This is a genomic window from Polaromonas sp. CG_9.11, assembly GCF_015752225.1.
In the GTDB taxonomy this organism is placed as follows: domain Bacteria; phylum Pseudomonadota; class Gammaproteobacteria; order Burkholderiales; family Burkholderiaceae_C; genus Polaromonas.
Window position 1 is genome coordinate 47,762 of record NZ_JADOVE010000001.1, and the last position, 12,396, is coordinate 60,157.

Genomic DNA, 12,396 nt, shown 5'->3' on the forward strand with positions numbered 1-12,396 from the left:
GGCCTTGTGGCTTAAGCGCGTCGCCTAAACTAGCCGCCATGTTTGAAAAAATGCTGGTTCTTGGAATTGAGTCGAGTTGTGATGAAACCGGCGTGGCGCTGGTCGATGCCAGCGGCAGCGGCGTGCCGCGCCTGCTGTCGCATGCCCTGTTCAGCCAGATTGCCATGCACCAGCCCTTTGGCGGCGTGGTGCCTGAACTGGCCAGCCGTGACCACATCCGCCGTGTGCTGCCGTTGACGCAGGAAGTCATGCAGGGCGCGCAACGCACGCTGGCCGATGTCGATGTGGTCGCCTACACGCGCGGCCCGGGCCTGGCTGGCGCGCTGCTGGTCGGTGCTGGCGTGGCCAGCTCGCTGGCTGCCGCTCTGGGCAAGCCGGCGATGGGCGTACACCACTTGGAAGGCCATCTGCTGTCGCCTTTCCTGAGTGCTGATCCGCCCGAATTCCCCTTCGTGGCGCTGCTGGTCTCGGGCGGGCATACCCAGTTGATGCGGGTTGATGGCGTCGGCAGTTACGAGTTGCTTGGTGAAACGATTGACGATGCAGCCGGTGAGGCTTTCGACAAGTCGGCCAAGCTGATGGGCATGCCGTATCCCGGTGGACCGCATCTGGCAAAACTCGCGCTTGAAGGCGACGGCACGGCTTTCAAATTGCCCCGGCCCTTGCTGCACAGCGGCAACCTGGACTTTTCATTCGCCGGCCTGAAGACCGCCGTGCTGACGCAAGCGAAAAAGTTGGGCAACGACTTGGAAAGCCACAAGGCCGATCTGGCCGCGTCCACGCAGGCAGCCATTGTCGACGTGCTGGTGAAAAAAACGCTGTCCGCCCTGTCTCAAACCGCGCTCAAGCGGCTGGTGGTAGCGGGCGGCGTCGGCGCCAACGCCTCGCTGCGCAGCCAGCTCAATGCCGCCTGCCGGCAGCGCGGCATTCGCGTGCATTACCCCGAGCTGGAGTTTTGTACTGACAACGGCGCCATGATCGCCATGGCGGCTGGCATGCGGCTGCAGGCCGGACTGGTCGATTTGCAGAAGCTCCAGGGCGGTTATACCTTTGACGTGAAACCGCGCTGGAACCTTTCCGAGATCCAGCCCGTACCCGTCCCGGCAGGCTGAACGCCTGATCATTTCTCCGGGCTCGACCACGTCCGGCTGGCGCCGGATTCAGATGCCAACAACACAGGAATTTTTTCTCTTTTCTTATGCAAATTATTTTCAAGCGCACCGCTGCAGCCCTGGGGCTGGGCCTTTCATTGCTGGCCCAGGCGCAACCCGTTTCCCAGCCGCCCGTGCGCATTGCGCTGATCGAAAGCCTGTCCGGCGCTTTTGGCAACACCGGGGAGGCCGTGTTCCGCAACCTGGTCTGGGCCACCGAACGCGTCAATGCGCGCGGCGGCGTCAAGCTGGCCGACGGCCGGCACAATCTGGTGATTGAGCGCTATGACAACAAGGGCCAGAACGAGGAATCGCTGGCTGCCCTGCGTTCGGCGATTGATGACGGTGTGACCGTCATCGCGCAGGGCAATTCATCGGCGGTGGCGGCGGCGCTGATTGATGCCATCAACAAGCACAACGAACGTGAGCCGGGCAAACGGGTGCTGTTCCTGAACTATTCGGCGGTCGATCCCATTTTGACAAACGAGAAGTGCAGCTACTGGCATTTCCGCTTCGACGCCCATGCTGATATGCGCATGGCCGCGCTGATGGATGTGTTCAAGGAAGACAAGGCCGTCAAAAAGGTTTACCTGATCGGCCAGGACTACAGTTTTGGCCAGGCCGTGCTGCGCGAAGGGCGCAAGCAGATGGCGGCGCAGCGGCCCGATGTCCAGATCGTCGGCGACGAGCTGCATCCGATTGGCCGCGTCAAGGATTTCATTCCCTATGCGGTCAAGATCAAGTCCAGCGGCGCGCAGGCGGTGCTCACCGGCAACTGGGGCAATGACCTGACGCTGCTCATCAAGGCGGCCAGGGAAGTCGGTTACGACGGCAAGTTCTACACCTTCTACGGCAATGCGCTGGGCGTGCCCGCCGCGCTGGGCGATGCGGGTGTCGGCAAGGTGATCGCAGTGGCCGACTGGTTTCCCAACACGCCGGGTGCGGCATCCGAAGCGTTTTATCAGTCCTTTCGACAGCGCTTTCCCAGGCCGCAGGACGACTATGTCCACATGCGCATGCAGCTGATGGTGGAAACGCTGGCCCAGAGCCTGGAGAAAGCTGGCAGCAGCGAAGCCGCCGCCGTGGCTGCGCAGATGGAAAAGGCAGCGGTGAATTTCTCCGGCTTCAAGGGCAGCATGCGCGCCAGCGACCACCAGTTCCAGCAGCCGCTGGCCGTCGCCATGATGGACAGGCAGGGGGCGCCGGGCACGCGGTTCGATGTCGAAGGCTCGGGCTACGGTTTTCGCGTCATCAAGGCCATTTCCGCGCAACGGGCTGAGCAGCCGACCAGTTGCACGATGATTCGTCCCTGAACTTTTATCCAGCCGATCTCACACGTTCAACCCCAAAAAAAGAAACGCATGCGACAGACCGTCCTGAATCTTGAAGAATCCATGATCCGACAAGTGGCCAATGCCGGCATGGGCCGCAGCGATGTGCTGAAATTCTGGTTTGGCGAGAGCGACGAGGGAACGCCAGCCTTTATCCGCGATGCCGCCATTGCCTCGCTTCAGCTGGGCGAGACGTTTTATGCGCACAACCTTGGCTTGCCCGAATTGCGCGATGCCATTGCAGCGTATTCCACCGGCCTGCGTTGCCCAGGTGCCGCGCCGATTGGCGCCGGCCGTATTGCCGTGACCTCGGGCGGCGTCAATGCGCTGATGCTGGCGGTGCAGGCGCTGGTCGATGCCGGCGACGTAGTCGTGGCGGTGACGCCGGTCTGGCCCAACCTGACGGCGCAGCCGCTGATCATGGGCGCCCGGCTGCACTGCGTCAGCCTCAAGCCGGTAGCCGGCGAATGGCAGCTCGACATGGCCGAACTGCTCGCTGCCATCACGCCGGCCACCAAACTGCTGATTGTCAATGCGCCGAACAATCCCACTGGCTGGACGCTGAGCCGGGCGGAGCAAACAATGATCCTGGCGCATTGCCGCCAGACCGGCACCTGGATTCTGGCCGATGAGGTCTATGAACGCCTTTACTTTGATCCCACGCCCAATGGCTGCGCGCCCAGCTTTCTGGACATCGCCGGCCCCGAAGACCAGCTGGTCGTGGCGCACAGCTTTTCCAAGAGTTTCCTGATGACCGGCTGGCGCCTGGGCTGGCTGGTGATGCCGGCGTCGATGACGGTGCACATGGGCAAACTGGTGGAGTTCAACACCTCGTGCGCGCCGGTGTTCATCCAGCGCGCCGGGCTGGTCGCGCTGCAGGGGACGAATGACGTCACGCCACAACTGGTGGCGCACCTCAAGACCTGCCGTGACACTTTGGTGCCGCTGCTACAGGCGTTGCCCGGCGTGGAAGTGGCGCCGGCCAAGGGCGGCATGTACGCCTTTTTCAGGCTGTCCGACCAGGACCGATTCGGCGACTCGCTGGAAACCGCCAAGCGCCTGGTGGTCGAGGCCGGACTCGGCCTGGCGCCGGGCAATGCCTTCATGGTCAATCCCGGGCAGGATGCCCAAGGCTGGCTGCGCTGGTGTTTTGCCAGCCGGGATGTGGCCAGGCTGGAGCAGGGCGTGGAGCGTTTGCAGCGCTGGCTTGCGCTATAATCCGAGGTTCTGCGCTGTATGCGGCTGCTTGAAAAGGCAGTAAGCAACATGCCGGAGATCACGACAAAAGCGGTCAAGTCCCAATCGCGGGAACACTGCCTCGCTCGCCAGTCGCAACACCGTTGCAAGAGGAAAACCCATGATCGCAAAATCAATCAAAGCCGAGATTGTCAAGGACAATGCCCGTTCCGCCACCGACACCGGCAGTCCTGAAGTCCAGGTCGGCTTGCTGACCGGCCGCATCAACGAATTGATGCCCCATTTCAAGACCCATGCCAAGGACCACCACGGCCGCCGCGGACTGCTGCGCATGGTGAGCCGCCGCCGCAAGCTGCTGGACTACCTGAAGTCCCGCGACGCCGCCCGTTATATCGCGCTGATTGCCAAGCTTGGCCTGCGCAAATAATCGGTAAACCTACCAAAAAGCGCCTGAGTTAGTTCACTAGCTCAGGCGTTTTGCACTTTAAAACTGCAAAAATTAGCTGTTCAACTTTCAGTCGTGTCCATGGCATGGCTGATGATTTCGGAGCCAGGCCCAGCGAGCACGCGCTGTGTCATTCCACAAGACAAGCCCTGCGGATTCCCGCTGCCAGGCGTTTTATGGAATGGCATCGTGTTCGGCCAGCCGCCGCTCCGGGCTTTTGGCACCGCCTGGCGTGCCTTGAAAAAATGGAGAAAACACATGAGCATTTTCAATAAAGTCACCAAGTCCTTCCAGTGGGGCCAGCACAAGGTCACGATGGAAACCGGCGAAATGGCGCGCCAGTCCGGCGGCGCTGTGTTGTTGGACATGGATGGCACTGTCGTGCTGGCCACCGTGGTTGCCAAGAAGGATGCCAAGCCCGGTCAGGATTTTTTCCCGCTGACCGTTGACTACCTGGAAAAAACCTATGCCGCCGGCCGCATTCCCGGCAGCTTCTTCAAGCGCGAAGGCCGCCCGAGTGAATTCGAAACGCTGACCTCGCGCCTGATCGACCGCCCGATCCGCCCGCTGTTCCCCGAAGGCTTCTTCAACGAAGTGCAGGTCGTCATCCATGTGCTGTCGCTCAACCCTGAAGTCGAAGGCGACATTCCTGCGCTGATCGCGTCGAGCGCCGCGCTGGCGATTTCCGGTATTCCGTTCAATGGCCCGATCGGTGCCGCCCGCGTCGCCTATATTGGCGGCGAATTCGTGCTGAACCCCGGCAAGACTCAGCTGAAAGATTCGACGATGGACCTGGTGGTGGCTGGTACCGAATCCGCCGTGCTGATGGTTGAGTCCGAAGCCAAGCAACTGTCCGAAGAAATCATGCTGGCCGCCATCGTGTTCGGCCATGAGCAGGGCAACATCGCCATCAATGCGATCCACGAACTGGTGCGTGACGCCGGCAAGCCGGTCTGGGACTGGCAGGCGCCCGCCAAGGACGACGTGCTGATCGCCAAGGTTGGTGCACTGGCCGAGGAAAAGCTGCGCGCTGCCTACCAGATCCGCAACAAGCAGGCCCGCACGCATGCCACGCGCGAAGTGACCACCTGGACCAAGATGGGCCTGAAGGCCGAAGGCGTTGAATTCGACGGCGTGACCGTTGAAGGCATGCTGTTCGACATCGAAGCCAAGATCGTCCGCAGCCAGATCCTGGCCGGCGATCCGCGCATCGACGGCCGCGACACGCGCACCGTACGCCCGATTGAAATCCGCAACAGCGTGCTGCCGCGCACCCACGGTTCCGCCCTGTTCACGCGCGGCGAAACCCAGGCGCTGGTCGTGACCACGCTGGGCACCGAGCGCGATGCGCAGCGTATCGACGCGCTGAGCGGCGACTACGAAGACCGCTTCATGCTGCACTACAACATGCCTCCGTTCGCCACCGGCGAAACCGGCCGCGTGGGCAGCCCGAAACGCCGCGAGATTGGCCATGGACGGCTTGCGAAGCGCGCGCTGATCGCCGTGCTGCCGAGCAAGGAAGAATTCCCCTACACCATGCGCGTGGTCAGCGAGATCACCGAGTCCAACGGCTCGTCGTCGATGGCGTCGGTCTGCGGCGGCTGCCTGTCGCTGATGGACGCTGGCGTTCCCATGAAAGCGCACGTGGCCGGTATCGCCATGGGCCTGATCAAGGAAGACAACCGCTTTGCCGTGCTTACCGACATCCTGGGCGACGAAGATCACCTGGGCGACATGGACTTCAAGGTGGCCGGCACCACGTTCGGCATCACCGCGCTGCAGATGGACATCAAGATCCAGGGCATCACCAAGGAAATCATGCAGGTCGCGCTGGCCCAGGCCAAGGAAGCCCGCATGCACATCCTGGGCAAGATGCAGGAAGCCATGGGTCAGGCGAATGCCGAAGTGTCCGACTTCGCACCTCGCCTGTATGTCATGAAAATCAACCCCGAAAAGATCCGCGACGTGATCGGCAAGGGCGGCGCCGTGATTCGCGCGCTGACCGAAGAAACTGGTACCCAGATCAACATCGAGGAAGACGGCACCATCACCATCGCCTCGAACGACAGCGCCAAGGCTGACGAAGCCAAGCGCCGCATTGCCGAGATCACCGCCGAAGTCGAAATCGGCAAGGTCTACGAAGGCGCGATCACCAAGATCCTGGACTTCGGTGCGCTGGTCAACCTGATGCCCGGCAAGGACGGCCTGCTGCACATCAGCCAGATCGCCCACGAGCGGGTCGAGAAGGTTACCGACTACCTGAAAGAAGGCCAGATCATCAAGGTCAAGGTTCTGGAGACCGATGAAAAAGGGCGTGTCAAGCTGTCGATGAAGGCGTTGCTGGACCGTCCCGTTCATCAGGGTTGATTCGTAATCTGCTATCGATTTTGTAGCCGCCAGTGCATATGGAATATGCGCTGGCGGCACAAATGACCAAGAAACATCATGAGAGTCATTGAAATCACTTCTTTTGGCGCGCCCGAGGTGCTGCAAGCGGGCACGCGTCCCGACCCTGAGCCGGCTGCCGGCGAAGTGCTGATCCGCGTGCGTGCCAGTGGTGTCAACCGCCCTGACGTGTTGCAGCGTACGGGAAACTATCCCGTGCCACCAGGCGCGTCTGACATTCCTGGACTGGAAGTCGCCGGAGAGATCGTCGGCGGCGATGCATCCGCGATGTCGGCGGCCGATCTGAAAATCGGCGACCGGGTGTGCGCCCTGGTGGCGGGCGGCGGTTATGCGGAACTGTGCGTGGCACCTGTCGGGCAATGCCTGTCGGTGCCCGAGGGACTGAGCGATATAGAGGCAGCATCCCTGCCTGAGACATTCTTCACCGTGTGGAGCAATGTGTTTGAACGCGCGCGTCTGCAAAAAGGCGAAACCCTGCTGGTGCAGGGCGGCTCCAGCGGCATCGGCGTGACGGCGATCCAGATCGCCAAATCCATGGGCGCAATGGTGCTGGTGACAGCGGGCACTGACGAAAAATGCGCCGCCTGCATGGCCCTGGGTGCCGACCATGCGATCAATTACAAAACCAGTGATTTCGTCGAGGAAGTCAAGAAGCTGACGAAAGGGCAAGGCGTTGATGTCATCCTCGACATGGTCGGCGGCAGTTACGTCGCGCGTGAAGTCGAATGCCTGGCCGAGGATGGCCGGCTCGTCATCATTGCCGTGCAGGGAGGGGTCAAGGCTGAGTTCAACGCCGGAATGGTGCTGCGCAGGCGGCTGACCATTACCGGATCGACCCTGCGGCCGCGTTCGCTGGAATTCAAGACGTCCATTGCCGCGGCGCTGAAGGAAAAAGTCTGGCCGTTGATCTCCAGCGGGGCGATCAAGCCCGTGGTTCACAGCACCTTTGCTGCAGCCGACGCTTCCCGCGCGCATGCCCTGATGGAATCGAACCGGCACATCGGCAAGATCGTCCTGACCTGGTAAGTAGAAGTAGAAGGCAACACCCAAAGAACCTTATGAAAAAGCTGATTGCTGGAAACTGGAAAATGAACGGCAGCATGGCTGCCAATGAAGAACTGCTGGCGGCCCTTGCTGCAGGGCTGGCACAAGGCCAGGCCTGCGAAGTGGCCGTGTGCGTCCCCAGCCCGTACTTGATGCAGCTTCATTCCCTGAAATCGAACTACCCGGCACTGTCGGCTTTGGACGTGGGCGCGCAGGACGTGTCTGCTCAGGGTTCGGGCGCGTACACCGGCGAGGTCAGTGCTGCCATGCTCAAGGAACTGGGTTGCCGCTACGCCATCGTCGGCCATTCAGAGCGACGCCAGTACCATGCCGAAACCGATGCGCTCGTGGCTGAAAAGGCCAGGGCCGCGCTAGCAGCAGGCATCACGCCTATCGTTTGCGTGGGTGAAACGCTGGCCGAGCGTGAAGCTGGTCGTACTGAAGAAGTCGTGAAGCGTCAACTTGCGGCGGTGATCCATGCCAACGGGCACTGCATCAGCGAAGTGGTGGTGGCCTATGAGCCGGTCTGGGCCATCGGCACGGGCAAGACGGCTTCGCCGGAAGAAGCCCAGGCCGTGCATGCGGTGCTCAGGGGCCAACTGAAAGCGGCGACCGATCAGTCATCCCGTATCAAGATACTGTATGGCGGCAGCATGAACGCAGCCAATGCCGCGACTTTGCTGGCCCAGCCGGACATCGATGGCGGGCTGATAGGCGGCGCTTCGCTCAAGGCCCTGGATTTTTTGAAAATCATTGCTTCTGCGCCGGTTTGACGGGCGTAGTTTGCTATTAAATTAGGAATAATCATGAATATTTTATTGACTGCTGTGCTGGCTGTTCAAATGCTTTCGGCGCTGGGCATGGTGGGCCTGATCCTGGTTCAGCATGGCAAGGGAGCCGACATGGGTGCAGCATTTGGCAGCGGCGGCTCCGGAAGCTTGTTTGGTGCCAGCGGAAGCGCTAATTTCCTGTCGCGTAGTACCGGCATCCTGGCGGCTCTGTTTTTTGCCTGCACGTTAATGCTGGCCTATTTTGGGGGTGCGCAACAACCCCGTTCCGGATCAAGCGTTTTGGAAGGCGCAGCCGTCACGGCGCCTGCTCTTGCGGCATCAGGCGCAGCCCAGATTCCTGGCACTACCGTACCTGCTCCCGCCAACGTGGCAGTTCCTCCAGCCCCTGCCGTGCCAGCATCTGGCGCGGCTCAAATCCCCACGAAATAAGACCATAAAGCCAGGACATCAGGGTAAAAGCCTGGCGATTTCAGGGTAAACTCTGAGTCTGTCTGGAAAGCAAAAGCCGAAGAGTTTCCTCATGCCATCCAGGCAAAGCAAGTACCGCGGACGTGGTGAAATTGGTAGACACGCTATCTTGAGGGGGTAGTGGCGAAAGCTGTGCGAGTTCGAGTCTCGCCGTCCGCACCAGATGATTAGCATCGGCAGCAGCGCCCCAGTGGCTGCTTTCGGCTCAAACGGTAAACTCGTACAAGCCGTGCAGGCAATCTGCATGGTTTTCTGTGCGGGTGGCTTTTCAGAAGTTGAAACCCACGATGAATCTCGACCAATACCTTCCTGTTTTGTTGTTTATTTTGGTGGGAGTAGGTGTCGGCATCTTGCCGATGGTCATGGGTCGTTTGCTAGGGCCTGTTCGACCCGACAGCGAAAAAAATTCTCCTTATGAGTGTGGCTTCGAGGCCTTCGAAGACGCCCGCATGAAATTTGATGTGCGCTACTACCTGGTCGCCATTTTGTTCATCCTTTTCGATCTTGAAATTGCTTTTCTGTTTCCTTGGGCGGTTTCGCTCAAGGAAATTGGTCCGCTTGGTTTTTGGTCGGTCATGGTTTTTCTGGGTATCCTGGTCGTCGGCTTTGTCTATGAGTGGAAAAAAGGTGCGCTGGACTGGGAATAAGAAAAAGCCTTGAAAAGGGCTTTTCAAAAGGGGTACAGGGATGTCACTTGAAGGTGTTTTCAAAGAAGGTTTCGTGACCACGAGCTATGACTCGGTGGTCAACTGGGCCAAGACCGGCTCGCTGTGGCCAATGACATTTGGTCTGGCTTGCTGCGCCGTGGAAATGATGCATGCGGGTGCTGCACGGTACGATATTGATCGTTTCGGCATGTTGTTTCGGCCCAGTCCGCGACAGTCCGACTTGATGATTGTTGCCGGTACCCTGTGCAACAAGATGGGTCCCGCGCTGCGCAAGGTTTACGACCAAATGGCCGAGCCGCGCTGGGTTATTTCCATGGGATCGTGTGCCAATGGTGGTGGTTACTATCACTACAGCTATTCCGTCGTTCGTGGCTGTGACCGTATCGTGCCGGTGGATGTTTATGTGCCTGGTTGTCCGCCAACCGCCGAGGCACTGCTTTACGGCATCATCCAGTTGCAGCAGAAAATTCGCCGTACCAACACGATTGCGAGAGCTTGATGTCATTGTCCTCACATCCTGTTTCAATCTCCCAGCTGGGTGAAATTATTGCATCCGTGTTGGGTAGCAAAGCAAAAACCGTCAAAATTGCTCTTGGAGAAATCACGGTAACTGTGGCGCCTGTGGACTATCTGGCGGCAGCAACTCTGCTTCGCGATGCGCCTGGCTGCAAATTTGAGCAACTGATGGACCTTTGCGGTCTGGACTATTCCGAATACAAAAACAGTCAATATGACGGACTGCGTTACTGCGTTTCGTCCCACTTGCTGTCTGTCAGCCTCAATCAGCGGGTAAGACTAAAGGTATTTTGTCCTGATGACGATTTCCCTGTCATCGATTCGGTCAACGGCATCTGGAGTTCGGCCAACTGGTTCGAGCGCGAAGCTTTCGATCTTTTTGGCATCGTTTTCGAGGGTCACAACGACCTGCGCCGCATTCTGACAGATTACGGTTTCATTGGGCATCCGTTTCGTAAGGATTTTCCAACCACTGGTCATGTGGAAATGCGCTACGACGCCGAGCAAAAACGTGTGATTTACCAGCCTGTCACCATCGAGCCCCGCGAAATGATTCCACGTGTGATCCGCGAGGAAAACTACGGCGGTCCTCAGTAGGCAGTTCTTGCAAGAAATACGACATGGCTGAAATTAAAAACTACACGCTCAATTTTGGACCCCAGCATCCGGCAGCCCATGGCGTTTTGCGCCTTGTCCTTGAACTTGACGGAGAAGTGATCCAGCGTGCTGATCCGCATATTGGGCTGCTGCACCGTGCAACCGAGAAACTGGCCGAAAGCAAGACCTATATCCAGTCTCTTCCCTACATGGACCGGCTCGACTATGTGTCGATGATGTCCAATGAGCATGCTTACTGCCTTGCCATCGAAAAACTGATCGGCGTTGATGTTCCGATTCGCGCGCAATACATCCGCGTGATGTTTTCCGAAATAACCCGCCTGCTGAATCATCTGATGTGGCTCGGCGCGCACGGACTGGATTGCGGCGCGATGAACATGCTCATCTATTGTTTTCGTGAACGTGAAGTGCTTTTCGACATGTACGAGGCGGTATCCGGCGCCCGCATGCATGCGGCCTATTTCCGCCCGGGTGGCGTATACCGCGATTTACCGGAAAGCATGTCGCAGTACAAGGTCAACAAGATTCGCAATGCCAAGGCAATCGACGCCCTGAACGAAAACCGCCAGGGATCATTGCTCGACTTCATCGATGACTTCGTGGCCAAGTTCCCCAAACTGGTTGATGAGTACGAAACCCTGTTGACTGACAACCGCATCTGGAAGCAGCGTACGGTCGGTGTTGGCGTGGTATCGCCCGAGCGCGCACTGAATCTGGGTTTTACAGGACCCATGCTCAGAGGTTCGGGTTTTGCCTGGGATTTGCGCAAACAGCAACCCTACGAAGTCTATGCGCACATGGATTTTGATATTCCGGTGGGTAAAACCGGTGACTGCTATGACCGCTATCTGGTGCGTATCGCTGAAATGCGCCAGTCCAATCGCATCATCAAGCAGTGCGTGGACTGGCTGCGTGTCAACCCCGGCCCGGTGATCACCAGCAACCACAAGGTGGCGCCTCCGAACCGCGAATCCATGAAGTCAAACATGGAAGAGCTGATTCACCATTTCAAGTTGTTCACTGAAGGATTTCACGTGCCAGAAGGCGAGGCCTATGCCGCCGTCGAGCATCCCAAGGGTGAGTTTGGTATCTATATCGTCAGTGACGGCGCCAACAAGCCGTACCGGCTGAAGATCCGTCCACCTGGTTTTTCCCATCTTGCGGCCATGGATGAAATGGCCCGCGGTCACATGATTGCCGATGCCGTGGCGGTGATTGGCACGATGGATATCGTGTTTGGTGAAATTGATCGCTAACCGTATGACTTCTTTAATGATTTCTGAAAAAACTCAAGCGCTTTTTGACCGCGAAGTTGCAAAGTATCCATCTGACCAGAAGCAGTCGGCTGTCATGGCCTGCCTGCAGATCGTGCAGCAGGAACAGGGCTTTGTCAGTGCTGAAAGCGAAAGGCTGGTAGCCGAGTATTTGGGCATGGCGCCAATTGCGGTCCATGAAGTCACGACTTTCTACAACATGTACAACCAGCGCCCAGTGGGCAAGTACAAGTTCAATGTCTGCACCAACCTGCCTTGCCAGTTGCGTGACGGCGCCAAGGCGCTGCACCATCTTGAGCAAAAACTCGGTATCGTGATGGGTGAAACCACGGCAGACGGCTTGTTCACGCTTCAGCAGTCTGAATGCCTGGGTGCTTGTGCCGATTCGCCGGTGATGCTGGTGAACGACATCCACATGTGCAGCTTCATGAGCAACGAAAAACTGGACCAGCTTGTTGATGGTCTCAAATTGGCGAAGGCTTAAGTC

13 protein-coding genes and 1 tRNA gene are annotated in these 12,396 nt (G+C 58.7%); all 14 read left to right on the forward strand.

Annotation, left to right across the window (positions count from 1 at the left end):
- Positions 1-50: 50 nt before the first annotated feature.
- The 14 genes from tsaD to nuoE all read left to right on the forward strand — a co-directional run bounded on the left by tsaD (position 51) and on the right by nuoE (position 12,393).
- Positions 51-1,112 carry a tRNA (adenosine(37)-N6)-threonylcarbamoyltransferase complex transferase subunit TsaD gene (gene tsaD, locus IWX85_RS00280; RefSeq protein WP_036813643.1) on the forward strand — a complete coding sequence of 354 codons (1,062 nt, stop codon included), beginning with the start codon at positions 51-53 and terminating at the stop codon, positions 1,110-1,112.
- 86 nt (positions 1,113-1,198) lie between these two features.
- The gene (locus IWX85_RS00285) at positions 1,199-2,464 is read left to right on the forward strand and encodes a branched-chain amino acid ABC transporter substrate-binding protein (RefSeq protein WP_036810354.1); all 1,266 of its coding nucleotides are present in this window, start codon (positions 1,199-1,201) and stop codon (positions 2,462-2,464) included.
- A gap of 15 nt (positions 2,465-2,479) precedes the next feature.
- Positions 2,480-3,700 carry a pyridoxal phosphate-dependent aminotransferase gene (locus tag IWX85_RS00290; protein WP_370584159.1) on the forward strand — a complete coding sequence of 407 codons (1,221 nt, stop codon included), beginning with the start codon at positions 2,480-2,482 and terminating at the stop codon, positions 3,698-3,700.
- 139 nt (positions 3,701-3,839) lie between these two features.
- Positions 3,840-4,106: a 30S ribosomal protein S15 gene (gene rpsO, locus IWX85_RS00295; RefSeq protein WP_029524379.1), complete on the forward strand. Its 267-nt coding sequence runs from the start codon at positions 3,840-3,842 to the stop codon at positions 4,104-4,106.
- Between the two features lie 276 nt (positions 4,107-4,382).
- Positions 4,383-6,491 (forward strand): polyribonucleotide nucleotidyltransferase, encoded by a 2,109-nt coding sequence (gene pnp / locus IWX85_RS00300; RefSeq protein ID WP_196868359.1) that lies wholly within the window; start codon positions 4,383-4,385, stop codon positions 6,489-6,491.
- A 78-nt stretch (positions 6,492-6,569) separates the two neighbouring features.
- Positions 6,570-7,556 carry an NAD(P)H-quinone oxidoreductase gene (locus IWX85_RS00305; RefSeq protein ID WP_036810360.1) on the forward strand — a complete coding sequence of 329 codons (987 nt, stop codon included), beginning with the start codon at positions 6,570-6,572 and terminating at the stop codon, positions 7,554-7,556.
- Between the two features lie 32 nt (positions 7,557-7,588).
- Positions 7,589-8,347 carry a triose-phosphate isomerase gene (gene tpiA, locus IWX85_RS00310; RefSeq protein ID WP_036810363.1) on the forward strand — a complete coding sequence of 253 codons (759 nt, stop codon included), beginning with the start codon at positions 7,589-7,591 and terminating at the stop codon, positions 8,345-8,347.
- Between the two features lie 33 nt (positions 8,348-8,380).
- Entirely contained in the window at positions 8,381-8,794 is a 414-nt protein-coding gene (gene secG, locus IWX85_RS00315; RefSeq protein WP_196868360.1) for a preprotein translocase subunit SecG, read from the forward strand.
- A gap of 116 nt (positions 8,795-8,910) precedes the next feature.
- Positions 8,911-8,995 (forward strand) — tRNA-Leu (locus IWX85_RS00320).
- A 125-nt stretch (positions 8,996-9,120) separates the two neighbouring features.
- Positions 9,121-9,480, forward strand: coding sequence for an NADH-quinone oxidoreductase subunit A (locus IWX85_RS00325; protein WP_036810370.1), 360 nt, complete (start codon positions 9,121-9,123; stop codon positions 9,478-9,480).
- 40 nt (positions 9,481-9,520) lie between these two features.
- Positions 9,521-10,000, forward strand: coding sequence for an NADH-quinone oxidoreductase subunit B family protein (locus tag IWX85_RS00330; protein WP_011800826.1), 480 nt, complete (start codon positions 9,521-9,523; stop codon positions 9,998-10,000).
- Positions 10,000-10,614: an NADH-quinone oxidoreductase subunit C gene (locus tag IWX85_RS00335; RefSeq protein WP_196868361.1), complete on the forward strand. Its 615-nt coding sequence runs from the start codon at positions 10,000-10,002 to the stop codon at positions 10,612-10,614. Before IWX85_RS00330 ends, IWX85_RS00335 begins: the two co-directional genes overlap by 1 nt.
- Before the next feature lie 23 nt (positions 10,615-10,637).
- The gene (locus tag IWX85_RS00340; protein ID WP_036810372.1) at positions 10,638-11,891 is read left to right on the forward strand and encodes an NADH-quinone oxidoreductase subunit D; all 1,254 of its coding nucleotides are present in this window, start codon (positions 10,638-10,640) and stop codon (positions 11,889-11,891) included.
- A 16-nt stretch (positions 11,892-11,907) separates the two neighbouring features.
- Entirely contained in the window at positions 11,908-12,393 is a 486-nt protein-coding gene (gene nuoE / locus IWX85_RS00345) for an NADH-quinone oxidoreductase subunit NuoE (RefSeq protein ID WP_036810376.1), read from the forward strand.
- Positions 12,394-12,396 lie beyond the last annotated feature (3 nt).

Excerpts from the sequence above, each read along its gene's own strand:
- tsaD (WP_036813643.1), top strand. The coding sequence starts at position 51 with ATGCTGGTTCTTGGAATTGAGTCGAGTTGTGATGAAACCGGCGTGGCG.
- IWX85_RS00285 (WP_036810354.1), top strand. The coding sequence starts at position 1,199 with ATGCAAATTATTTTCAAGCGCACCGCTGCAGCCCTGGGGCTGGGCCTT.
- rpsO (WP_029524379.1), top strand. The coding sequence starts at position 3,840 with ATGATCGCAAAATCAATCAAAGCCGAGATTGTCAAGGACAATGCCCGT.
- pnp (WP_196868359.1), top strand. The coding sequence starts at position 4,383 with ATGAGCATTTTCAATAAAGTCACCAAGTCCTTCCAGTGGGGCCAGCAC.
- IWX85_RS00305 (WP_036810360.1), top strand. The coding sequence starts at position 6,570 with ATGAGAGTCATTGAAATCACTTCTTTTGGCGCGCCCGAGGTGCTGCAA.
- tpiA (WP_036810363.1), top strand. The coding sequence starts at position 7,589 with ATGAAAAAGCTGATTGCTGGAAACTGGAAAATGAACGGCAGCATGGCT.
- secG (WP_196868360.1), top strand. The coding sequence starts at position 8,381 with ATGAATATTTTATTGACTGCTGTGCTGGCTGTTCAAATGCTTTCGGCG.
- IWX85_RS00325 (WP_036810370.1), top strand. The coding sequence starts at position 9,121 with ATGAATCTCGACCAATACCTTCCTGTTTTGTTGTTTATTTTGGTGGGA.
- IWX85_RS00330 (WP_011800826.1), top strand. The coding sequence starts at position 9,521 with ATGTCACTTGAAGGTGTTTTCAAAGAAGGTTTCGTGACCACGAGCTAT.
- IWX85_RS00335 (WP_196868361.1), top strand. The coding sequence starts at position 10,000 with ATGTCATTGTCCTCACATCCTGTTTCAATCTCCCAGCTGGGTGAAATT.
- IWX85_RS00340 (WP_036810372.1), top strand. The coding sequence starts at position 10,638 with ATGGCTGAAATTAAAAACTACACGCTCAATTTTGGACCCCAGCATCCG.
- nuoE (WP_036810376.1), top strand. The coding sequence starts at position 11,908 with ATGATTTCTGAAAAAACTCAAGCGCTTTTTGACCGCGAAGTTGCAAAG.